We start from the raw sequence: 22,072 nt of genomic DNA, 5'->3' as shown, positions 1-22,072 counted from the left end.
CGTGTCTTTGGAGGAACGAATTAAAGAGGTGAACGCCCGTGTGGAAGCGGCATGTGCCCGCAGCGGACGTTCGCGTGAAGAAGTAAATGTGATCGCTGTCACGAAATATGTTTCGGCAGCGGCGATGGCTTTTGTATTGGACAGTGGCTTGGAGCATGTTGGCGAAAATCGCTGGCAGGATGCTGCGGATAAATGGAGCAAGCTGGGTGACCGGGGAACATGGCATTTTATCGGTCATCTGCAAACGAATAAGGTTAAAGATGTCATTGGAAAATTTGAATATATACATTCGCTTGACCGGCTGTCACTGGCTCAGGAATTGGACAAGAAGGCGGCTGCTCTTGAACTGAGGGTCAAAGCTTTTGTGCAAGTTAACATTTCTGGGGAAACTTCTAAATATGGTCTTTCTCCTGAGGCGGTGACCCCTTTTTTGAAGCAAATTCGTGAGCTTGAGCATGTGGACGTGATTGGCTTGATGACGATGGCTCCCCATGAGGAAGACCCGGAGAATACCCGACCTGTATTTCGGGGGCTACGTGAATTGCGTGATGCGATAAATGGACAAGCTTTAACAAGAGAACCTATTGTTCACTTATCGATGGGCATGTCTAATGATTTTGAGGTGGCGGTTGAAGAAGGAGCGACCTGGTTACGGCTTGGTTCTGTACTGGTCGGACGAGAGGAGGATTTCCATTGGGCGTAATGAATAAGTTCATGAACTTCCTGGGACTTCAGGAAGAAGAGGAAGTTGTAGAGCGAGAGGTTATGAATACGCCGGAAGATCAAGAAATTGAAACCCCAAGCTTTGATAAACGTAAGAACCAGAAGGGCAATAATGTTGTCAGCATCCATTCACAGAAAAATGTGAAGGTTGTCCTGTATGAGCCGCGTTCTTATGATGAAGCACAGGAAATTGCCGACCATATTCGTTCCCATCGTACCGTCGTGGTCAATTTGCAACGCATCCGCAAGGATCAGGCGCTGCGAATCATTGATTTTTTAAGTGGTACTGTATATGCGTTGGGTGGAGGCATTTCCAAGGTGGGCAATAATATTTTCCTGTGTACACCGGATACGGTTGAAATTCAAGGCTCCATTACGGAAATACTAGCTGACACTGAACAAGAACTTAACAGAATGAGGTGAGCTTTTCTTGATCGAGGTAATCGGTTGGCTATTTCAGATTTATTCTTACATGATCATTGCATATGTCCTGATGTCGTGGCTTCCTAATGCAAGAGAGAGTGTGATCGGTGATTTACTTGCCAAGTTTGTGGAGCCGTATTTGTCTCCTTTTCGCAGATTTATACCGCCAATCTTCGGGATGATTGATATTTCACCCATTGTTGCGCTGATTGCTCTGCGTTTTGCGTCGTATGGTTTGATGTCTTTAATTAGCAATTTCGTCTAGGAGGACTTATGCGAACTGAGATTTATGAGCACTTTCACCCGGATGAACGAGATTATGTAGATCGCGCTTCCGAATGGATCAGTCATGCGGGGGCTTACCATGAGCAGAAGCTGACTGATTTTTTGGACCCGCGTCAACTGTACATATTGGAGACGCTTGCTTCGAAGGAAGACAAGGTCACGATTAGGGTAGATGGCGGTTATGAGGCATCGGAACGAAAGCGGGCGCTAATCGCGCCCGATTATTCGTATGTGGACGGAGAGAATATGGGTATTCAGGTTCTTTCCGTCACGTCCGATGATCATAAAATTAACACGTTGGAGCACGGGGATTATTTGGGTGCAATATTAGGACTTGGAATCAAGCGTGGAAAAATAGGGGATATTCATGTGCTGGACGACGGGTGTCATGTATTGGTGGCTTCTGAGATCAGCGATTTTATTACGATGCATTTACAACAGGTTCATCGTGTTCATGTATGGACAGAACTGTTGCCTTCAGAAAATCTGCGGACGAAGGACGTTACATTGGAGCCGTTGGACCTGACGGTGGCTTCTTTGCGTCTGGATGGCATTACCAGTGATGTGTACAAGCTCAGCCGGAGCAAGATTTTAACTCCGATCCGGGCCGGACGTTGCCGGGTGAATTGGAAGGTGGAGGAGAATCCATCCACTTTACTCAAGGCAGGGGACGTTATTTCCATGCAGGGATTTGGGCGTTTCAAAGTGCTGGAAACAGATGGAATGACAAAAAAGGGAAGATTCCGTGTCAAAATTGGCAAGTTTATATAGCTGGAGGCAGGAATCACGAGCTTTCTGTCGAAAGAATTAAGCTATAGCAAAGAACTGGAACGATTTTGCTCTGTACAGTTTTCACAAAACGGGGTATGATGACCGATAGATGATAGTGAGCGTCGTGACGAGGTAAATGTTTTTTTGTCAATCTTATAGGAGGTGGACGGCATGCCATTAACGCCATTGGATATACATAACAAGGAATTTGCCCGCCGGCTTCGCGGTTATGACGAAGATCAGGTCAATGAATTTTTGGATCAGGTGATCAAGGATTACGAGGGCGTTATCCGTGAAAATAAAGAACTGAGTACACAGCTGTTGAATGTTCAGGAAAAGCTCGATCATTTTTCGACCATTGAGGATACGCTGAGCAAGACGATTATCGTGGCGCAAGAAGCGGCTGATGAAGTCCGTAATAACGCCAAGAAAGAATCGCAGCTCATCGTGAAGGAAGCGGAAAAAAATGCGGACCGCATTGTGAATGAAGCGTTGTCCAAATCCCGCAAAATTGCGCTGGAGGTCGAGGAACTGAAGAAGCAGGCTTCGATTTATCGGGCACGTTTTCGTACATTGGTGGAGGCGCAGCTTGACTTGCTAAGTCAGGACGGATGGGAAGCGCTTGAAAATCGTGAACGCGAAGTGCTGGAGCGCGAGCGTGAAATGAAAGAGATTTATTAATCCTCATCCCGAACAGCGATTTCTGGTCCTTGTCAGGGTTGACTTTTACCTTTAAACAGGCTATAACTGTAAATACTATACTGAATATCACGTTATCCATTGTGGGTAATGAGTCGTTATTCAGGGCAGCGAAGCTGCTGATTTAATATCCCGATGAATTTAACATTTGGAATTCGTTGATGGGAACGAGTACGTCATGATTTTGTCCCTCAGAGAGTTGGCCTTTTTCCGGTGCAAGCCAACGTTCAGAACATGACCGAAGATCCTCCCTGAGAAGTGAGCTGAAGCGCTTGGATTTTATCCGGTGTGTGTAAGCATTCACCGTTCGCCATACGTTATAATGGCGCCCTGCTGTAGTTGAGTAGGGCTCGGAGAGCCGTAACGGGACCAGTCTTTTTGAGATGGTTTGTTTACGGAATCAGGGTGGTAACGCGAGCACAGTCTCGTCCCTTACAGGGACGGGGCTTTTTTGTTGCTTTTTTTTCAGAGAATGCTACACCAACCAATGATGATCAGAGAGGGAGTATGACATTATGAACAGAGTGGATGTCAAAGAAAAGGCACGGTCCCGCGACCTGCGCATTCTGACCAAATGGAAGCAGGAGGGCACATTCCGTAAAACGATCACACATCGTGAGGGTAAGCCAAACTTTGTATTTTATGAAGGCCCGCCAACAGCTAATGGTAAACCGCATATCGGTCACGTGCTGGGCCGTGTAATTAAGGATTTTGTCGGCCGTTACCAGACGATGAAGGGATATCGTGTCGTACGTAAGGCGGGTTGGGATACCCACGGTCTGCCGGTAGAATTGGGTGTACAGAAGCAATTGGGCATTTCCCATAAGTCTGAAATCGAAGAGTATGGTGTGGAAAAGTTCATTAAAAAATGTAAAGCCAGCGTATTTGAGTATGAGCAGCAATGGCGTGATCTGACCGAAGCTATCGGCTATTGGACAGACCTCGATAATCCATACATCACGCTGGATAATAACTATATCGAGAGTGTGTGGAACATTCTGGCGACGATTCACGAAAAGGGTCTGCTGTATCGCGGTCATCGCGTAAGTCCGTATTGTCCGAGTTGTCAGACAACGCTGAGTTCCCATGAAGTGGCACAGGGCTACAAAGACGTAAAAGACCTGAGCGCCACGGCCAAATTTAAGCTGCATAGCAGTGGTGAATATGTGTTGGCCTGGACGACAACACCTTGGACCCTGCCGAGTCACGTGGCACTTGCCGTCAATCCTGATCTAGAATACGCTCGTGTAAAACAGGAAGACGGTGTATACATCGTTGCCAAAAATCTCGTCGAAGACGTGATTAAAGGCGATCATGAAGTGGTTGGCACGCTGCCAGGTTCGGAACTGGTAGGTCAAACGTATACTCCGCCATTTACTTATTTCCAAGTCGAGAAGGGCAATCAGATTCTGGGTGCGAAGTTCGTAACGGACTCCAGCGGTACAGGTATCGTTCATATGGCTCCTGCGCATGGTGAAGATGATTACCGGGTATGTCGTGAAAATGGCGTTGGATTCATCAATGTGGTGGATCTTCAAGGTAACTACGTCGAGGAAATCACTGATTTTGCAGGCCGTTTTGTGAAGGACTGTGATGTGGATATTGTTAAAATGCTGTCGGAAAAAGGCTTGCTTTACAGTAAGGAAAAATACGAGCATAGCTATCCGTTCTGCTGGCGTTGTGACTCCCCGCTATTGTACTACGCCATGGACAGCTGGTTTATCAAAACAACCGCCATCAAGGATCAACTGATTGCCAACAATAACGAAATCGAATGGTATCCGGGTCATATACGCGAAGGACGCTTCGGCAAGTTTTTGGAGGAATTGGTGGACTGGAACATCAGCCGTGATCGCTATTGGGGCACACCGCTGAATATCTGGGTTTGTGAAGAAACCGGAGAGCAGTTCGCTCCGCATAGTATTGCTGAACTGCGGGAACGTGCGATTGGCGACGTACCAGCGGACTTTGAGCTGCATAAACCATATGTAGATGAAATCAAGGTTCGCAGTACATGCGGTAAATACGAAATGACCCGTACACCGGAAGTGATCGACGTATGGTTCGACAGCGGCTCCATGCCTTTTGCCCAACATCATTATCCGTTTGAAAATAATGAAACATTCGAGCAGCAATTCCCGGCAGACATGATCTGTGAAGGTATTGACCAGACTCGTGGCTGGTTCTACAGCTTGCTTGCGATTTCGACCATGCTGACAGGGAAAGCTCCTTATAAAGCAGTTATGGCGACAGGCCACGTACTGGATGAGCAGGGACAGAAAATGTCCAAATCCAAGGGGAATGTGATTGATCCGTGGGAAGTGATTGACGAGTACGGTACAGATGCTTTCCGGTGGGCATTGTTGTCCGATAGTGCACCGTGGAATAGCAAACGTTTTTCCAAAGGTATTGTAGGCGAAGCCAAATCGAAGCTGGTAGATACGCTCGTAAATACACATGCTTTCCTGACCTTGTATGCGGATATCGACGGTTTTGATCCGGCACAGCATCCGTTCAAGCCATCAGCACACAAGCTGGATCGCTGGATTTTGTCCCGCCTCAACAGCTTGATTCTGGTGGTGGACAAAGCGCTGGCTGTGAACGACTTCCTGAACTCGTCCAAAGCGATTGAGTCGTTCGTGGATGAACTGAGCAACTGGTATATCCGCCGTTCGCGCGACCGATTCTGGGGCAATGGCCTTACAGAAGATAAATTGGATGCGTACCGAACACTAACTGAGGTGTTATTGACGACAGCGAAGCTGCTTGCGCCGTTCACGCCGATGCTGGCTGAGGATATTTACCTGAACCTGAGCAACGGGGAAAGCGTTCATCTGGATGATTATCCGACTGCCAATGAAGCCCTGATTGATCTGGAGCTGGAACGTGACATGGAGACGGCTCGCCGCGTAGTAGAACTGGCGCGCAACGTCCGTAACGAAACGGGACTGAAAACGCGTCAGCCGTTGTCTGAATTGATTTTGTCCATGGATCAGGATTTTGAGCTGAGTGGTTATGAGGAGATCATCAAGGATGAGATCAATGTGAAGCATATTCATGTTGAAACGGACGACAGTGGCTTTGTAGACTTCACACTGAAGCTGAATTTGAAGGTAGCGGGCAAGAAATACGGCAAAAATGTCGGCTTCCTGCAAAACTTTTTCAAAGGAATGTCTGCGGAGGACACCCGTTCGGTTGTAGAAAAAGGAGTGCTGAACGTGGCTTCTCTAGAAGGGGAAGAGTTACAGGTTACAGCCGAGGAATTGCTGGTGGAGAAAAAAGCGAAGGAAGGTTTTGCTTCCGCTTCCGGCTACGGTTTAACAGTAGCGTTGAACACGGACATTACACCTGAGCTAGAGCAAGAGGGCTGGGTACGTGAGGTTGTTCGTGCGGTGCAGGATTACCGTAAGAAGCTGGATCTGCCAATTGAAAAGCATGTCGCACTGACGCTGGATGTAGATAGTGAGCTGCGTCAGGCGATCGAAAACTTCGATTCGGTGTTGCGTGAGAACGTACTGGTAACGACGGTGACATTTGGTCAAGCCGAGCCTGTGGAACGCGTTGAAGTGAACGGTAAAACCATCGGCGTGCATATTGGGGAATAATTACAAGACCCCTGTCCCATAATACAATAACAGGCAGCATATAAAAACGAGCCTAAGCATTGGAAACGGATGGATGATCTCCGTTACTTGCTTCGGCTCGTTTGCTGCTTTTAGGGCAGCGCGGGAAAAGGGGGATTGTGCATGACAGCACGATCAAGACGCAGACAGGGGAGAAGCCGCCAAGGCATAAATAGAGGAAGTACGGGGGGTGTAGCAACAGATCAAAGTACAGCAGGTAATCAGGCTGACCAACTAAGCCGTGTGGAAAAGCTGGTGCGTTCCGTGGCACAGCAGTTGGAACGCACGCGCATTGCTGACTATGCCCTGTTGCTTAACAAGCCTGGGCGACTGCTCTGGCTAAACTTAATATCAGGTCTGTCCAGGGGGCTTGGCATCGCGCTTGGTTTTACTTTTTTCGCGGCGACCATTATTTATGTGTTGCAAGTGCTGGGAGCCCTGAATTTGCCGATCATCGGTGATTATATTGCTGATATTGTACGGATTGTGCAACGACAACTGGAGCTAAACACCTACTAGGTACTTGTTTACCTGTTAGGATTTCGTTGAACTATTCGTCTTCGTTCGTATCTGGCTCCAGCTCCAGCAGACCTTCGCCCTCGCCATCATCCAGATAACGCTGATAAATGGAGCTGCGGACAACAGATACATTTTTTCCATATATGTCTGTAGCTACAAAGCTTTCGTAGGGCTCCACGAAGCCCATATTATCATCGTTGGCCTCAATTTCCATATCGTCGTAGCGGTGGATTTCGCGACTTTCAGCCATAGCTGGTGTGTTAGATGTTCCCCAGCTTTCAACGATTTGCCAGGCATCTTCACCATCAAAGCCATTTTGATCATCACGCTCATCGAGACTTGTTCTGCCGAATGCAGGAGCCAGAAATTCTTCTTCGACCGGGCGTCGATTAGATACTTCCGTTTTAGGGCTGTATTCTTTACAGTAAATGGTATAGGGAACAGCCAGCAGACGCTCATAAGGAATCGGTTTGCCGCTAGCTGCACAAATGCCATAGGTTCCCTTATCCATTGCCAGCAAGGCTGATTCGATACGTTCTAATTGAAATTCGTCATGCTCCAACAGGGAAATGTCCTTGGCTCGCTCATACGTTTCGGTAGCCAAATCGCCCGGATGATTATCAATAGGGGAAAGCTCGCCGGTCTGATCGCGTTGGGAATCACTAAGTCCATAATGATCGTTGTCCTGCAAACGATGCTCAATCTCTTTTTTACGTTCCAGCAGTTCGTTACGCAATCCCTGCAATTGTTGCTCCGTCAATGGGGACATGGAATCCTCTCCTTATTCTAGGTTAAACCTGCGCGTGCGTTATGTCGGTTATGCTCCTTGTAGTTTGCACCGGGAAGACCTCTTTTACATAGGAAATTCTGATCAAATGCGCTGGAGTTGATTTCATTCGTAATCCAGTACCGATAGCTCGCGGGATTCGTGGACGATCTGAGAAGGCTTATGCTACAATAAATGGGATCGACAATGGATATAAGCAGATCGGAGTGACGAAGGACTGTGATTTATTTTGGTATTGCGCTAATTATTTTTTTGATTGATCAGGGAGTCAAATATTTGGTGGCTACGCGTATGGAATTGTACGAGCAAATACCAGTCATCGGCAATTTCTTTTTAATCACCTCCCATCGTAATCGTGGAGCTGCTTTTGGGATTTTGGAAGGCCAACGTTGGCTGTTTATCGTGATTACAATTGTAGTGGTGATCGGTATCATATGGTATTTACGGAAGACGGTTAAGGCCAGGCAGAAATTGCTTCCAATTGCATTAAGTTTGGTACTTGGAGGCGCGGTCGGTAACTTTCTGGATCGGGCTATTTCAGGAGAAGTGGTTGATTTTGCTCAATTCAATTTTGGAAGCTATACGTTTCCGATTTTTAATGTGGCAGACTCGGCGATTGTCATCGGTGTAGCACTGATTATTTTGGATACATTGCTGGAATCGCGTCGGAACAAAGATAATGGCAGTGATAGCATTGAAGGGAAGTCATAGCATGAAAGAAGTAAACGAAAACGGCGAAGCCACAGGTCTGTCTTATGAGGACGAACTTGAGGGTGAATCCCTGGAATGGACAGCGGAATCAGGGGATGCCAAAACGCGTATAGACAAATATATCGCCGAAGAAATGAAGGATGTGTCCCGTTCCCAGATTCAACTGTGGATCGGGAACGGTCGGGTGCTGGTGAACGGCACAGCGATCAAGGCGAATTATAAGCTGGCTGAAGGTGATCGAATTTCATTATCCGTACCTGAGCCGGAGAGTGTAGATATTGTACCGGAAAATATTCCGCTGGATGTTGTTTACGAGGATTCGGACGTCATTGTCATTAACAAGCAACGTGGTCTGGTTGTACATCCTGCACCGGGACACTCTTCGGGAACACTGGTCAACGCGCTCATGTATCACTGTCATGATCTTTCCGGCATTAACGGAGAATTGCGTCCTGGTATCGTCCATCGTATTGATAAGGATACATCAGGACTGCTGATGGCGGCCAAAAATGATCAGGCTCACGCCTCGCTCGCAGCGCAGCTCAAGGACCACAGTGTCACTCGCAAATATATAGCGCTGGTTCACGGCCATCTAAGTCATGATCAGGGAACGGTAGATGCTCCCATCGGGCGTGATTCGGGGGACCGCAAATTGTTCACTGTGACAGAGCGCAACAGCAAGCATGCAGTTACCCATTTTCTCGTGATTGAGCGTTTGGGGGATTACACCTTGCTGGAACTTCAACTGGAAACAGGGCGCACGCATCAAATCCGTGTGCACATGAAATTTATTGGGCACCCGTTGGTCGGTGATCCGATGTATGGACGTAGCAAAGGGGTCCGAATGGACGGTCAGGCACTGCATGCCGCGGTATTGGGTTTTAAGCATCCCACCACTGGAGAGTACATGGAGTTCAGCAGGCCGATTCCTCCCGATATGGAAGATGTATTGGCATCCTTACGCAGTCGGTAAACCATCACAAATTGCATTCGTATTCACAAACCTGAATAATGATTAAGCATAACCGCCTAAATGGCGGTTATTTTTTGTTATTGGGCAAGGTATATGTAAAAACAACTATGGATAATTATACAGAAAAGATGTATAATTATTTAAGTGCTTCCGGTGGCTCCGGTTGAACAGGTGTTGACACGTGATTTTCAATCTGTCATACTTCTTGTAGTTGCGATGAACTTTGTCCAAAAGATGGCTTGCCATCTTTCACTATGAGAAGCTGGATAAAGAAAATCCTGAATAGCACCTTTAAATCAGTCCCGTGAGGCTGGCAAGGTAACGTGAATGGATCACTGATCAGTGCATCCGCTGCGGCGGTATGTCTTCAGTGTATCCGAGAGATCGGAGAACGGTGGAAGACTGTTCATACGAGACTCCTTGCCAAACTTGGGCAAGGAGTCTTTTTTGTATCCGAACACGGGACCAGGTCTGAAGGGAACATAACCTGAGGAGGCTGGAAGCATGAGTAATGAAACACATGTACTGATGGATGAAATTGCGATTCGCCGGGCTTTGACACGGATTGCACATGAAATTTTGGAAAAAAACAAAGGTATTGACAATTGTGTGCTGATAGGCATTCGAACGCGAGGGGTTCATCTGGCGCAGCGTCTCGCTGCAAAAATCGCTGAAATTGAGGGCGCTCCAATTCCATGGGGGGAGCTGGATGTCACAGCTTACCGCGATGACCGGGGGAACAATGCCGAAGCCAAGGGAAATGGAAAAGAGCTTTTGATGAATCCCGCTGACGTATCGGTTCATGATAAGAAAGTCATTCTCTTCGACGATGTGCTGTACACAGGCCGTACCATTCGCGCGGCGATGGACGCATTGATGCACTGCGGACGACCGCAAATGATCCAACTGGCGGTGCTGGCAGATCGCGGACACCGCGAGCTTCCGATTCGTCCGGATTACATCGGCAAGAATATCCCAACCTCCAAATCCGAGGAAATCGTAGTTGCGCTTCAGGAGACGGACGGTAAGGACGAAGTGACGATCAATCAGAACCGGGGGGAACAGGCATGATTACAACAACCAGTCAACTTAGAGAACGCAGCCTGCTCGGATTAAAAGAACTTAGCCGAAATGAAATCGAGTCCATTCTGGATCGGGCTCATTATTGGGAATCACAGCCGGAAAAGCTGGTTCCAGTGCTGCAATCACGCTTTGCGGCCAACATGTTTTTTGAAAACAGCACCCGCACCCGCTTTTCTTTTGAAATGGCGGAAAAACGCTTAGGCGCTCAGGTTTTAAACTTTTCCGCTGCGGCCTCCAGTGTAGAAAAAGGGGAATCCATCTACGACACGGTGCGCACGCTTGAATCCATGGGCATCGACGCAGGAGTCATTCGGCTGAAGCCAGCCGGAGTGCTGCAGGAGCTTGCTGAGAAGGTCAGTGTCCCACTGGTAAACGCTGGTGATGGCAACAACGAGCATCCAACGCAGGCGTTGCTGGACCTATACACGATGCGCAAGACTTTCGGCGAGCTAAAAGGCTTGCGAGTATCCATCATTGGAGACATTCTGCACAGCCGTGTGGCTCGCTCGAATCTGTGGGCCTTGCAAAAATTTGGAGCTCAGGTTAGCTTCTGCGCGCCGGATAATATGCAGGCATCTGATCTTGCGGCGCACGCGCCTTATGTACCGATGCAAGAGGCATTGCAGGCAGACGTAGTCATGATGCTTCGGGTACAGCTGGAACGGCACGCTGAAGGAATGCTGCGCTCAGCGGATGAGTATCGCGAGCAGTACGGCTTAACAGAGCAAAGAGCAGCCAACCTTAAACCTGGAACGATCATTATGCATCCGGCTCCAGTGAACCGGAATGTGGAAATCGACAGTGCAGTCGTGGAAAGCGAACAATCACGGATTTTCCCGCAGATGGCAAACGGGGTTCCAATTCGCATGGCGGTTATGGAACGGGCAATGAAGCTGTAGAAGCTGTAGAAGCTGTCAGCAGGATCGCGGAACTAGCATTGGTAACGGTTAAAGCAAAGCATAACAAGCAGCGGCAAAAGTTGCAGAAAACCTGAGCGGAGGAACTTTTTAGATGAACCAATTAATTATGAACGCAAGCGTATTGAACGAACAGGGCGAAGCTGAACTGAAATCTATTCTGATCGCGGACGGAAAAATCCTAGCAATCGTAAATGCGGACGCTGGAGTTAGTCTACTCGTGGAAGAAGGGGCATCCGAGCAGGAGAGCCAAGTCGAAAAAATCGACGCCCAAGGCAAGCTGGTGATTCCCGGTTTAATCGACATGCATGTGCATCTGAGAGAACCTGGCTTTGAATATAAAGAAACGATTGAAACGGGCAGCCGCGCGGCGGTGAAAGGTGGATTTACGACGATTGCCTGCATGCCGAACACACGCCCGGTGACAGACAATGCGGATACGGTTCAGCTGGTACTGAAAAAGGGGCAGGACGCCGGGCTTGCCAAGGTACTTCCTTACGCAGCCATTACGAAAAACGAGTTGGGCCGCGAGCTGACGGACTTTGAAGCGCTCAAAGCAGCAGGCGCAATCGGCTTTACTGACGATGGTGTCGGGGTGCAAAGCGCGCAAATGATGAAGGACGCCATGGCGCGAGCCAAAGCGCTGGATATGCCGGTTATTGCTCACTGTGAAGATAACACGCTTGTTGAAGGAGCAGCGGTGACAGACGGCGAATTTGCCAAGCGTCACGGACTTAAAGGCATTCCGAACGAATCCGAAGCGATTCACGTCGGACGGGACATTTTACTATCCGAGGCAACCGGGGCACACTATCATGTATGCCATGTCAGCACGGAGCAGTCTGTGCGGTTGATCCGCCACGCGAAATCTTTTGGCATCAAGGTAACGGCTGAGGTATGTCCACACCATCTGGTATTGTCGGATGAAGACATTCCGGGGCTGGATGCAAACTGGAAAATGAATCCTCCGCTGCGCTCCCCGCGTGATGTGCAGGCCTGCATCGAGGGACTGGAGGACGGTACGATCGACATCATCGTGACCGACCATGCGGCACACAGCGAAGAAGAGAAGGCTAAAGGCTTGGAGCTGGCACCTTTCGGTATCGTTGGCTTCGAAACGGCCTTCCCGCTGCTGTACACGAAATTTGTAGCTACCGGACAATGGACGCTGGACTTTCTGGTACGGCGTATGACGGCTGATCCGGCGCGTGTCTTCCGCCTCGCTACAGGGCGCTTGGAAGAAGGAGCACCCGCCGACCTGACCATGATTGATCTGGAGCAGGAGCAGGCCGTTGATCCGCAAACATTCGCCAGCAAAGGACGCAACACTCCTTTTACAGGCTGGAAACTTAAAGGCTGGCCAGTGAAAACTTGGGTAGACGGCAGACTGGTATGGTCTGCTGACGAAGTGAAATAAATACAAACCACTAAAAAATAGAACCTTATAGCAGGAAATCATACAGAGGAGTGAGACGGGATGCAGGCAAGATTGTTGCTTCAGGACGGCACGCTGTTTACAGGCACAGCATTTGGTGCGGACGGTGAAAAAACAGGCGAGGTCGTTTTCAACACAGGGATTACAGGCTACCAGGAGGTACTGACCGATCCCTCTTATTGCGGACAAATCGTAACGATGACTTACCCGCTGATTGGCAATTACGGAATTACTCGGGATGACTTTGAATCAGTACGGCCTTATGTTCACGGCTTTGCTGTTCGACATTACGAGCCTGCGCCAAGTAACTGGCGTGCTCAATACAGCGTGGGCGATTTGCTGAAGGAATATGGCATCATTGGCATTAGCGACATCGACACCCGCATGCTTACCCGGATTATTCGCCATCACGGCACGATGAAGGGCATTTTGACGACAGGCAGTCAGCCTGTGGAAGAACTGAAAGAAATGATGGCTGACCTGACGATTGAAGAACTGCGTAATCAGGTTCCATTGACCTCTACACCTCATCCGTATAGCAGCCCTGGCAACGGGGAGCGGATCGTACTGATTGACTATGGCGCTAAGAGCGGTATCTTGCGCGAGCTGAATAAACGGGATTGTGATGTGGTTGTTGTTCCACATGATACAACGGCAGAGGAAATTCGCCGCTTGGACCCGGACGGAATTCAGTTGTCCAACGGCCCTGGAGATCCCAAAGATGTACCGCATGCCGTACGCACGGTGTCTGAACTGCTAGGGGAATATCCGATCTTCGGAATTTGCCTGGGACACCAGTTGTTTGCCTTAGCTTCGGGAGCGGATACGGAGAAGCTGAAATTCGGACATCGCGGTGGTAACCATCCGGTGAAGGAACTGGAGAGCGGACGCTGCTTCATTACTTCACAAAATCACGGCTACACGGTGAATGAGGATTCAATCCAAGGAACCGAGCTTGAAGTGACGCATATTAATAACAACGATAAAACGATTGAAGGCCTTAAGCATACCAAGTATCCCGCGTTTTCGGTGCAATATCATCCGGAGGCTGCACCAGGACCTTATGATAATGGCTACCTGTTTGACCGTTTTCTGGATATGATCCGTGAGCACAAAAGAAATCATCCAAAGCAACCGCGTCAGGCTGCTATCGCCGCCGCAGTGAGAGGAGAGCGCTAATATGCCGAAAAATACAGAACTTAAAAAAATACTCGTAATTGGTTCCGGACCTATCGTGATTGGTCAGGCTGCGGAATTCGATTACGCTGGTACACAAGCTTGTCAAGCGCTCAAAGAAGAAGGCGTCGAGGTAGTGCTGATCAACAGTAACCCGGCAACCATCATGACGGACACGAACATGGCGGACAAAGTATACATCGAGCCGATTACACTTGATTTTGTAACACAAATTATTCGACAAGAGCGTCCGGATGGTCTGCTTCCTACACTGGGAGGACAAACAGGACTGAATATGGCGGTGGAACTGGCTCGTGCCGGAGTGCTGGAGCGTGAAAACGTCAAGCTGCTGGGAACACAGCTGACTTCGATTGAAAAAGCCGAAGACCGTGACTTGTTCCGCGATTTGATGCGTGAGCTGGAACAGCCTGTACCTGAGAGCGTCATTGTTACAACGTTGGAGGAATCACTGGATTTTGCTAACGAAATCGGTTATCCGATTATCGTCCGTCCGGCTTATACGCTGGGTGGAACAGGCGGCGGGATCTGTGTGAACGAAGAAGAACTGCGTGAGACGGTAAGCTCTGGCTTGCGTTACAGTCCAATTGGACAATGTCTGGTGGAAAAAAGCATCGCAGGCATGAAGGAAGTCGAGTATGAGGTCATGCGTGATGGCAACGATAACTGTATCGTTGTCTGCAATATGGAAAACTTTGATCCGGTCGGCGTACATACTGGCGACAGTATCGTTGTAGCGCCGAGTCAGACGCTGTCAGATCGCGAGTACCAGATGCTGCGTTCCGCTTCCCTGAAAATTATCCGCGCCCTCAATATTGAAGGCGGATGTAATGTGCAGTTTGCGCTTGATCCACACAGCTATCAATACTATGTCATTGAAGTAAATCCGCGGGTGAGTCGTTCCTCAGCGCTGGCTTCCAAGGCGACTGGATATCCGATTGCTAAAATGGCTGCCAAAATCGCACTGGGCTACACGCTGGATGAAATCGTGAATCCGGTAACGGGACAAACGTATGCTTGCTTTGAACCTACTCTGGATTACATCGTGAGCAAAATACCGCGCTGGCCGTTCGATAAATTCATTTCTGCCAACCGCAAGCTGGGCACGCAAATGAAAGCAACTGGCGAAGTGATGGCTATCGGACGCACGTTCGAAGAGTCCATCCACAAAGCGGTACGGTCGCTGGAAATCGGTGTACATCGTCTGCATCTTAAGGGGGCCGATCAACTGTCGGATGAGGTACTCACGGAGCGCCTGATTAAAGCAGATGATGAGCGCTTGTTCCTGGTAGCTGAGGCATTCCGTCGTGGCTGGGAGCAGCAGGAAATTCAGGATTTAACGAAAATTGACTGGTGGTTCCTTGACAAGGTAGAGGGCATCGTCAAGTTCGAAGCTAAAATGGCTGAAGAGTCCGAACTGACCTACGAAACACTCTATCAGGCCAAACGTAATGGCTTTACGGACCGCTCCATCGCCGAGGTTCGCAGTCTGGGCCAACCGGGTGGTAGCATGACAACCGAGCGCGAGGTACGTGAGTTCCGTCTGAGTCACAACCTGCGTCCTGTCTATAAAATGGTAGATACATGCGCAGCCGAGTTTGAAGCCACTACGCCGTACTATTATTCCTCTTATGAGGTGGAGAACGAAGTGATTCCATCTAATAAAGAGAAAGTCATCGTACTCGGCTCCGGGCCGATTCGGATCGGGCAAGGGATTGAATTTGATTACTCCACCGTACATGCGGTATGGGCCATTCAAAAAGCAGGCTACGAAGCAGTAATTATCAATAACAACCCAGAAACGGTATCTACGGACTTTAACACATCCGACCGTCTCTACTTTGAGCCGCTTTTCTTCGAGGATGTTATGAATGTCATCGGGCAGGAAAAACCGATTGGCGTTATCGTCCAGTTCGGCGGTCAAACGGCCATTAATCTCGCAGCTCCGCTTAGTGCGGCAGGCGTGAATATTTTGGGTACGAGTCTGGAAAGTATCGACGAAGCGGAAGATCGGAAAAAGTTTGAGCGGCTGCTGTCACGTCTGGCTATTGCACAGCCTAAAGGCAACACGGTCATCTCGGTAGATGAAGCGGTAGGAACTGCGCAGGCGCTGGGCTACCCGGTGCTGGTGCGTCCATCCTATGTCCTCGGCGGACGGGCGATGGAAATCGTCTACTCCGATGCAGAATTGCTACGGTATATGGAAGAAGCCGTTAAAATCAACCCTGAACATCCGGTGCTGATCGACCGTTACATGCTGGGCAAAGAAGTTGAGGTTGACGCTATCTGTGACGGTGATACGGTACTGGTGCCGGGCATTATGGAGCATGTGGAACGGGCTGGAGTTCACTCAGGCGACTCTATCGCGGTGTATCCGCCGCAGCACTTGTCCGACGAGCTGAAGCAAAAAATCGTGGAAATCACGATCAGCATCGCCAAGGAATTGAAAACGATCGGTCTGGTAAACATCCAGTTCGTCATTCATCAAGACGAGGTGTATGTGATCGAGGTCAACCCGCGTTCCTCGCGGACAGTTCCTTTCCTGAGCAAAGTCACGAATATCCCGATGGCGAATCTGGCGACACAGGCCATTTTGGGCGGCAAGCTCAAGGATGCGGGCTATACAGAAGGGCTATGGCCTGAGAGTAATTATGTCTCGGTCAAGGTTCCGGTATTCTCTTTTGCCAAGCTGCGCCGTGTAGAGCCGACCCTGGGGCCAGAAATGAAATCGACGGGTGAAGTGATGGGACGCGACATTCAGTACGCCAAAGCGCTGTACAAAGGACTCGTAGGTGCTGGTATGAAAATCCCATCTACCGGAGCGATCATCATCACGGTGGCGGATAAGGACAAAGAAGAAGCAGTCGAGTTGATGCAGGGCTTTTACAGACTGGGCTACAAAATTATTGCAACAGGTGGAACGGCGGCTGCGCTGGAGCAGGCTAACATTCCAGTGAAGACGATCAACAAGCTGAGTGAGGGAACCCCGAACATCTTGGATATGATCCGCACAGGTGAAGCCAACTTCGTCTTCAATACGCTGACCAAGGGGAAAACGCCAGAGCGTGACGGATTCCGCATCCGCCGTGAAGCGGTTGAGAACGGCATCGTCTGCATGACCTCGCTGGATACCGTACGCGCTTTGCTGAGAATGCTGGAGACGATTAACTTTACATCCGAATCCATGCCGGTTCTGAGCCACTAACACGATACGAATAGAGGATGAAAAATAAGTAGTACAGGAAAGGACATCATCAGCTTCGGCTGACGGATGTCCTTTATCACGGGCAAATATACCCGAATTGACGTGAAAAGGGGTGCAGGATGGTGAACGAAGCATTTCAGCAGATGGCAGGACGGCTGATGGTCGCGTTAGATTATCCAGATGCGCAGCAGGCGGAGCGGCTCATTCAACAGCTGGAGGGTATTCCCTGTTATATAAAAGTAGGCATGCAGCTGTTTTATAGTGCAGGGCCAGCTTTTGTAGAGCAGCTAAAGTCGAGAGGATACTCCGTATTTCTGGATTTGAAAATGCATGATATCCCCAACACCGTACGGGGAGGTGCGGAGAGCATCACCCGCCTGGGTGTGGATATGTTTAACGTACACGCTGCCGGAGGGCGAAATATGATGGCAGCCGCCAAGGCTGGGGCCGAAGCCGCTGTTTTGGCAGACGGTTCACTTGCCATGCCGCTCATTATAGCAGTTACACAGTTGACCAGTACGGACCAGACAACCATGAATAAGGAGATAGGCATTCCCGGTACAGTACAGGATGTGGTCGTTCGATACGCACAACTGACTCGTGAGGCGGGATTGGACGGAGTAGTGGCGTCCCCATTGGAAGTGCCTGCGATCCGCGCTGTATGCGGACCTGACTTCAAAACGATTACCCCCGGTATACGTCCGGTAGGCAGCGCTACAGGCGACCAGTCACGTGTAGTGACACCCGGACAAGCTATCGCCCAAGGCAGCAGCTACATCGTCGTTGGACGGCCCATTACGGCTGCAGCAGACCCACGTGCCGCAGCGGAACACATTATTGAGGAGATGATCCAAGTATGACTACATTAAATAATATACCCGAGCAAATTGCATCCCATCTGTTACGTATTCAGGCGGTAGCGCTGCGTCCGCAGCAGCCTTTTACATGGACATCCGGCATTAAATCGCCTATCTACTGTGACAATCGCCTGACCATGTCCTACCCGGAGGTGCGCGAGCTGATTGCTGATTCGTTCGTTGCTGTGATTCGTGAGCAATACCCTGAAACCGAAGTCATTGCAGGCACGGCTACAGCGGGGATTCCTCATGCTGCCTGGGTGGCGCAAAAGCTTAATCTGCCGATGGCATATGTAAGAGACAAAGCCAAAGGACACGGCAAAGAGAACCAAATCGAAGGTCGGATTAGTGAGGGACAAAAGGTTATTGTTATCGAGGATCTCATCTCGACTGGCGGCAGCTCCATCAAAGCAGCACAGGCCGTAGAGCAAGCAGGCGCCCAGCCGTTAGCTGTACTCGCTATTTTCAGCTACCAGTTGGATAAAGCGACTCAAGCCTTTGCAGAAGCAGGGGTGAAGCTGCAAAGCTTGTCCAACTACACGGCCCTGATGGACGTTGCCTTGCGTGAAGGAACGATTCAGGAGGAAGAGATGGAACTGCTGCGTTCCTGGCGTCAGGACCCGGCCTCCTTTGGCAAATAAGGCTTAGCATATTGAGTGCAACGGGGCCATTTATTAAAGCGACTCATACTTGTTGCTAACCGTTGTAGATTGTTATAACTCAGGCTGTGTAAATCGAATTCGATCCGGTTACACTAACTCCTACCATCATGTGAAAAGAGGGAGTTCGGATGTATTGGATTTACTACGGCAGACTGTACACGACCAAATTTCAGGCAGGATGTCTGGCAAAAAGGCTGGAGCACGACGGCTGGATGTACGGCTACAACGATCCCCGCGCAGTGGAGGTGTACCGCTCGCGCAAAGGACGTTATGGCGTTCGATTTATTCCCTAGATTCATAAAAATAAATTAAAAAAGAAAAATTTTCGGAAAACTATTGACGAAACACAAGAAAATGTTGTATATTAATTAACGCCGCTGTTTTATGTAAATGTAGCGTGAATATACAGATTTTTTTGAGGGCCCTTAGCTCAGTTGGTTAGAGCGGTCGGCTCATAACCGATTGGTCGGGGGTTCGAGTCCCTCAGGGCCCATTTCCTCAAAAACCCTTGCTTAGCAAGGGTTTTTTTGTTGTTTGTAGACTGATAGGAAAAGAGTAGCACAGGGACTAAATCGTATGGATGGTATTCTTTTTGGAAATGTGTCTTCAAAGTTATCCTTTCTATGGATAAAAAGGTCCTCATAGATGAATTATTCAATGCAATTCTTCCTTTTTCAAAAAGTTTGATTAAATATAAAGACTTATACGAGGATCACTATTTAAGTTTCCATCTTGTAAATCACTTTCAGATGTTAGTAGAAGTCCTTATTTATACCTATTCATTCATTCGTCGAAGTATTTTTAAGTTTATGACATAAATAAAGTAAAAATTGCCCGGACATTTTTAACTATGACTTTATAAGCTAAGCATGTAGTTAACCATCATATTGATCAGCGCTAAGGAGTGGTGATTGTGAAGAATAAAGTGGGGAACTCGAAAACTTCCCGTAAAAGTCCGGCTCAACAATTAAGAAAAAAAGGAAAGCGAAATTTTATTTCATCTGTCAGATCTCTTCAGCTTATTACCTTGCCCGAAGTGAAAAATCTAAAGGGCAAAAAAATCCGAACGACTGTACCCAATATAACCGGGACAATTACCGCCACAGTAGGGGATTATGATTCGAATACAAACCGAGTCCAGTTAATTAATATTATTAGTGACAGAACAGGAGTAAACTATGGAAATCTAAGTTATCTTCCTGATGAATTGAGTGGCTTAGAAGTGTTAAGCGGTGGTACTCCTCCACCAACGCCAACACCAACACCAACGCCAACACCAACACCAACACCAACACCAACACCAACACCTCAAAATTGTGCCGTAACTGGAGGCAAAGGTAATCTCCTTTATTCTGGAGAAGCTAGTATTTCGATAGGATCGGTAAGTTACACGGTACATGAATGCCAAATCGAAGTAACGCCAAAAGTTGCAGGAATACCTGTTCAAAAGTTTGTATTGAATAGAGACAAAAATAGAATTGAAGGTACTTTTTCTACAAGCATAGTAACAAGAATAAAATTTGCAATATGGGTAGTAAACAAGGAACTATGGATCGAAGTTGAATCTCAACACAAAAATTTATTGGGTAAATGGCTTAAGACTGCGGGAGGAAAAACTAAAGTTGGTTCTTGGTCAGGATTGAAGTTTTAAATAAATTTAATAAGAGAGCAGTGAAGGTACCCTCCCTGCTCTTTTTATCCCTTGTAAAACAAAAGCTGTTGCGTATACTCTACTTTTTCTCAGCCGACCGCCTTTGAATGCTGACGCTAAAGGTATTGGGAATTAGGAGAATCAGCGTTTTTTGGTATTGAGGGATAGGGAACTGAATCGGATCGAAAGATTATTATGTCATCTGCTTTTTGTCACCTCTTAAGACCGGGCAGTATGTTTAGCAGTGGAGCCAAAAGCTTGCTCAGCAGACCATTCTCGAAAGAGGTGACTGTATCGTCTTTTGGCTCCCACAAAGTCATACGCCCAGACAAAACCAGCCCCACAGGACGAGCAGTACATTCGAATCGTCGGAACTACAAGAACTATCTTTTTTCCAAACGCCGGAAGATGGCGAACGAGGCGCGGAGTATTGATTCCTTTCCGTATTACAAATTCATCGGTTTGACAGAGCGGACAGCATTGTTTATGGGCTACGGGTGTTACATCTATATGAACTAGGACTTACAACACTACAGGATTAGTAGATATTTTCCATGTTTAACTTATTATTTCGTCAAGCACTGGTTTTTGTTTTGAGCCAATAATAAAGTATTTTTTTGAGAAGAATACCTTCGCCGGGATGATGACCTCATCATTAACAAAAAAGAAGGTTTATCGATTGTGCAAAGAACTGAATATCCTACGGCCGCAGCGAAAAGTGAGCTCGTCTTACCCACGGAAGTTGGCACGGAACCGGATCATTACGAATTCAAACCAGCTGTTTGAGACGGACATTAAGTATGGTTATATTGCAGGTGAAGATAGGTTCTTCTTTATCCAGTCTTGTCTCGAAGTTTACGACCGTTCGGTGGTCGCTTACCATGAGCACGAACGCATTCCTCCACGAACGCCGAATATGAACGCTCACATCGAATCTTTTCATAGGCTATTGCAAGATGAATGCTTGGCTCGCTACGACTTTGAAACGTACAGCGAAGCTTACGAAGCCGTCGCCAAATTCATTCATTTTTATAATGAGCGAAGAATTCATTCCAGCATTGGCGATTTGTCGCCGTCTCAGTTTTATGAGAAGAACCAGACGAAACCGATTCCGATCCGAGAAGTTCGTGTAAAATTTCAAAAACGAAGTCTGGATGAGCAAGAGAGTGCTAGTGTCCAAAAATTTAAGGGGTTAATCCGATACTACTACCAGATGTACTTCCACCAGATATAACAAGCTGCCCTGCCGAAGCAATCGTTATAATATCATCAGTTGTTGTATATCTATATATTAAGGTTGTAAAATTTGGGTTTTGAAGGCTCCATATAATCTGTTATAAATACATATCCGTAAGGCCACCCATTGCAACATCGGTTGAATCCCAAACATCAGTAATTTTACCTTTAATCAGAACTCCTTGGTTTAATAAAAACATTTACTTCTTTACCTAAGTAGAGTTGCTTAATTAATTCTGGATATAGAGGGGGACGAGCACCGAATTGAATAGCGACAGGGGAGTAATAAACCCAAAAAGATTGCATTAAAATTAACCA

At 48.0% G+C, this 22,072-nt stretch carries 21 protein-coding genes, 1 tRNA gene and 1 other annotated feature; of the genes, 20 read left to right on the top strand and 2 right to left on the bottom strand.

Going from position 1 to position 22,072, the window contains the following annotated elements:
* Position 1 precedes the first annotated feature (1 nt).
* The 7 genes from L696_RS0116505 to L696_RS0116475 all read left to right on the top strand — a co-directional run bounded on the left by L696_RS0116505 (position 2) and on the right by L696_RS0116475 (position 7,043).
* Positions 2–703 (top strand): YggS family pyridoxal phosphate-dependent enzyme, encoded by a 702-nt coding sequence (locus tag L696_RS0116505; protein ID WP_025684636.1) that lies wholly within the window; start codon positions 2–4, stop codon positions 701–703.
* Positions 694–1,146 carry a cell division protein SepF gene (locus L696_RS0116500; protein WP_025684635.1) on the top strand — a complete coding sequence of 151 codons (453 nt, stop codon included), beginning with the start codon at positions 694–696 and terminating at the stop codon, positions 1,144–1,146. The genes L696_RS0116505 and L696_RS0116500 overlap by 10 nt, the downstream gene beginning before the upstream one ends.
* A gap of 7 nt (positions 1,147–1,153) precedes the next feature.
* Positions 1,154–1,411: a YggT family protein gene (locus L696_RS0116495; protein ID WP_014282426.1), complete on the top strand. Its 258-nt coding sequence runs from the start codon at positions 1,154–1,156 to the stop codon at positions 1,409–1,411.
* Between the two features lie 8 nt (positions 1,412–1,419).
* Positions 1,420–2,202 carry a YlmH family RNA-binding protein gene (locus L696_RS0116490; RefSeq protein WP_025684634.1) on the top strand — a complete coding sequence of 261 codons (783 nt, stop codon included), beginning with the start codon at positions 1,420–1,422 and terminating at the stop codon, positions 2,200–2,202.
* A 171-nt stretch (positions 2,203–2,373) separates the two neighbouring features.
* Positions 2,374–2,883 carry a DivIVA domain-containing protein gene (locus L696_RS0116485; RefSeq protein WP_014282424.1) on the top strand — a complete coding sequence of 170 codons (510 nt, stop codon included), beginning with the start codon at positions 2,374–2,376 and terminating at the stop codon, positions 2,881–2,883.
* 167 nt (positions 2,884–3,050) lie between these two features.
* Positions 3,051–3,337: a binding site (T-box leader), on the top strand.
* 79 nt (positions 3,338–3,416) lie between these two features.
* Positions 3,417–6,506 carry an isoleucine--tRNA ligase gene (ileS, locus tag L696_RS0116480; protein WP_025684633.1) on the top strand — a complete coding sequence of 1,030 codons (3,090 nt, stop codon included), beginning with the start codon at positions 3,417–3,419 and terminating at the stop codon, positions 6,504–6,506.
* A 141-nt stretch (positions 6,507–6,647) separates the two neighbouring features.
* Complete coding sequence (locus L696_RS0116475) at positions 6,648–7,043, top strand: DUF5665 domain-containing protein (RefSeq protein WP_081750753.1); 396 nt, start codon at positions 6,648–6,650, stop codon at positions 7,041–7,043.
* Between the two features lie 31 nt (positions 7,044–7,074).
* On the opposite strand, the gene L696_RS0116470 is transcribed toward L696_RS0116475, so the two are convergent.
* Positions 7,075–7,812, bottom strand: coding sequence for a TraR/DksA C4-type zinc finger protein (locus tag L696_RS0116470; protein ID WP_025684631.1), 738 nt, complete (start codon positions 7,810–7,812; stop codon positions 7,075–7,077).
* Positions 7,813–8,049: 237 nt separating this feature from the next.
* On the opposite strand from L696_RS0116470, the gene lspA reads away from it, so the two are divergent.
* From lspA to L696_RS31510, 12 genes are all read left to right on the top strand, one after another.
* Complete coding sequence (gene lspA / locus L696_RS0116465; RefSeq protein WP_025684630.1) at positions 8,050–8,541, top strand: signal peptidase II; 492 nt, start codon at positions 8,050–8,052, stop codon at positions 8,539–8,541.
* Position 8,542: 1 nt separating this feature from the next.
* Positions 8,543–9,514, top strand: coding sequence for an RluA family pseudouridine synthase (locus L696_RS0116460; protein ID WP_025684629.1), 972 nt, complete (start codon positions 8,543–8,545; stop codon positions 9,512–9,514).
* A 504-nt stretch (positions 9,515–10,018) separates the two neighbouring features.
* On the top strand, positions 10,019–10,585 hold the full coding sequence (pyrR, locus tag L696_RS0116455; RefSeq protein ID WP_025684628.1) for a bifunctional pyr operon transcriptional regulator/uracil phosphoribosyltransferase PyrR: 567 nt from the start codon (positions 10,019–10,021) through the stop codon (positions 10,583–10,585).
* Positions 10,582–11,496, top strand: coding sequence for an aspartate carbamoyltransferase catalytic subunit (locus L696_RS0116450; protein WP_025684627.1), 915 nt, complete (start codon positions 10,582–10,584; stop codon positions 11,494–11,496). Before pyrR ends, L696_RS0116450 begins: the two co-directional genes overlap by 4 nt.
* Positions 11,497–11,608: 112 nt before the next feature.
* Positions 11,609–12,931, top strand: a complete 1,323-nt coding sequence (locus L696_RS0116445; protein WP_025684626.1) for a dihydroorotase — start codon at positions 11,609–11,611, stop codon at positions 12,929–12,931.
* A 60-nt stretch (positions 12,932–12,991) separates the two neighbouring features.
* On the top strand, positions 12,992–14,128 hold the full coding sequence (gene carA, locus L696_RS0116440) for a glutamine-hydrolyzing carbamoyl-phosphate synthase small subunit (RefSeq protein ID WP_025684625.1): 1,137 nt from the start codon (positions 12,992–12,994) through the stop codon (positions 14,126–14,128).
* Position 14,129: 1 nt separating this feature from the next.
* A complete protein-coding gene (gene carB / locus L696_RS0116435) occupies positions 14,130–17,348 on the top strand; it encodes a carbamoyl-phosphate synthase large subunit (protein ID WP_025684624.1) in 3,219 nt (1,072 codons plus the stop codon).
* A gap of 122 nt (positions 17,349–17,470) precedes the next feature.
* Positions 17,471–18,208, top strand: coding sequence for an orotidine-5'-phosphate decarboxylase (gene pyrF / locus L696_RS0116430; RefSeq protein WP_025684623.1), 738 nt, complete (start codon positions 17,471–17,473; stop codon positions 18,206–18,208).
* Complete coding sequence (gene pyrE, locus L696_RS0116425) at positions 18,205–18,846, top strand: orotate phosphoribosyltransferase (protein WP_025684622.1); 642 nt, start codon at positions 18,205–18,207, stop codon at positions 18,844–18,846. The genes pyrF and pyrE overlap by 4 nt, the downstream gene beginning before the upstream one ends.
* Before the next feature lie 149 nt (positions 18,847–18,995).
* On the top strand, positions 18,996–19,160 hold the full coding sequence (locus tag L696_RS31215; protein ID WP_014282411.1) for a hypothetical protein: 165 nt from the start codon (positions 18,996–18,998) through the stop codon (positions 19,158–19,160).
* 126 nt (positions 19,161–19,286) lie between these two features.
* Positions 19,287–19,360, top strand: a tRNA-Ile gene (locus tag L696_RS0116415).
* Between the two features lie 420 nt (positions 19,361–19,780).
* On the top strand, positions 19,781–20,518 hold the full coding sequence (locus tag L696_RS31510; RefSeq protein WP_025684621.1) for a hypothetical protein: 738 nt from the start codon (positions 19,781–19,783) through the stop codon (positions 20,516–20,518).
* Between the two features lie 219 nt (positions 20,519–20,737).
* On the opposite strand, the gene L696_RS29650 is transcribed toward L696_RS31510, so the two are convergent.
* Entirely contained in the window at positions 20,738–21,028 is a 291-nt protein-coding gene (locus L696_RS29650) for a transposase family protein (RefSeq protein WP_081750752.1), read from the bottom strand.
* 169 nt (positions 21,029–21,197) lie between these two features.
* Here L696_RS29650 and L696_RS0116405 point away from each other — a divergent pair, with 169 nt between their 5' ends.
* Positions 21,198–21,752 (top strand): integrase core domain-containing protein, encoded by a 555-nt coding sequence (locus L696_RS0116405; protein WP_049827416.1) that lies wholly within the window; start codon positions 21,198–21,200, stop codon positions 21,750–21,752.
* Positions 21,753–22,072 lie beyond the last annotated feature (320 nt).

Origin of the sequence: Paenibacillus maysiensis (assembly GCF_000520815.1) — a bacterium.
GTDB classification, from domain to species: Bacteria; Bacillota; Bacilli; order Paenibacillales; family Paenibacillaceae; genus Paenibacillus; species Paenibacillus maysiensis.
This window is presented reverse-complemented; position numbering and strand designations above follow the sequence as displayed.

Coding starts and splice junctions, on each gene's coding strand:
- L696_RS0116475 (WP_081750753.1), top strand. CDS start 6,648: ATGACAGCACGATCAAGACGCAGACAGGGGAGAAGCCGCCAAGGCATA.
- L696_RS0116460 (WP_025684629.1), top strand. CDS start 8,543: ATGAAAGAAGTAAACGAAAACGGCGAAGCCACAGGTCTGTCTTATGAG.
- L696_RS31215 (WP_014282411.1), top strand. CDS start 18,996: ATGTATTGGATTTACTACGGCAGACTGTACACGACCAAATTTCAGGCA.
- carB (WP_025684624.1), top strand. CDS start 14,130: ATGCCGAAAAATACAGAACTTAAAAAAATACTCGTAATTGGTTCCGGA.
- L696_RS0116450 (WP_025684627.1), top strand. CDS start 10,582: ATGATTACAACAACCAGTCAACTTAGAGAACGCAGCCTGCTCGGATTA.
- L696_RS0116490 (WP_025684634.1), top strand. CDS start 1,420: ATGCGAACTGAGATTTATGAGCACTTTCACCCGGATGAACGAGATTAT.
- carA (WP_025684625.1), top strand. CDS start 12,992: ATGCAGGCAAGATTGTTGCTTCAGGACGGCACGCTGTTTACAGGCACA.
- L696_RS0116470 (WP_025684631.1), bottom strand. CDS start 7,812: ATGTCCCCATTGACGGAGCAACAATTGCAGGGATTGCGTAACGAACTG.
- pyrE (WP_025684622.1), top strand. CDS start 18,205: ATGACTACATTAAATAATATACCCGAGCAAATTGCATCCCATCTGTTA.
- ileS (WP_025684633.1), top strand. CDS start 3,417: ATGAACAGAGTGGATGTCAAAGAAAAGGCACGGTCCCGCGACCTGCGC.
- pyrR (WP_025684628.1), top strand. CDS start 10,019: ATGAGTAATGAAACACATGTACTGATGGATGAAATTGCGATTCGCCGG.
- L696_RS0116485 (WP_014282424.1), top strand. CDS start 2,374: ATGCCATTAACGCCATTGGATATACATAACAAGGAATTTGCCCGCCGG.
- L696_RS0116445 (WP_025684626.1), top strand. CDS start 11,609: ATGAACCAATTAATTATGAACGCAAGCGTATTGAACGAACAGGGCGAA.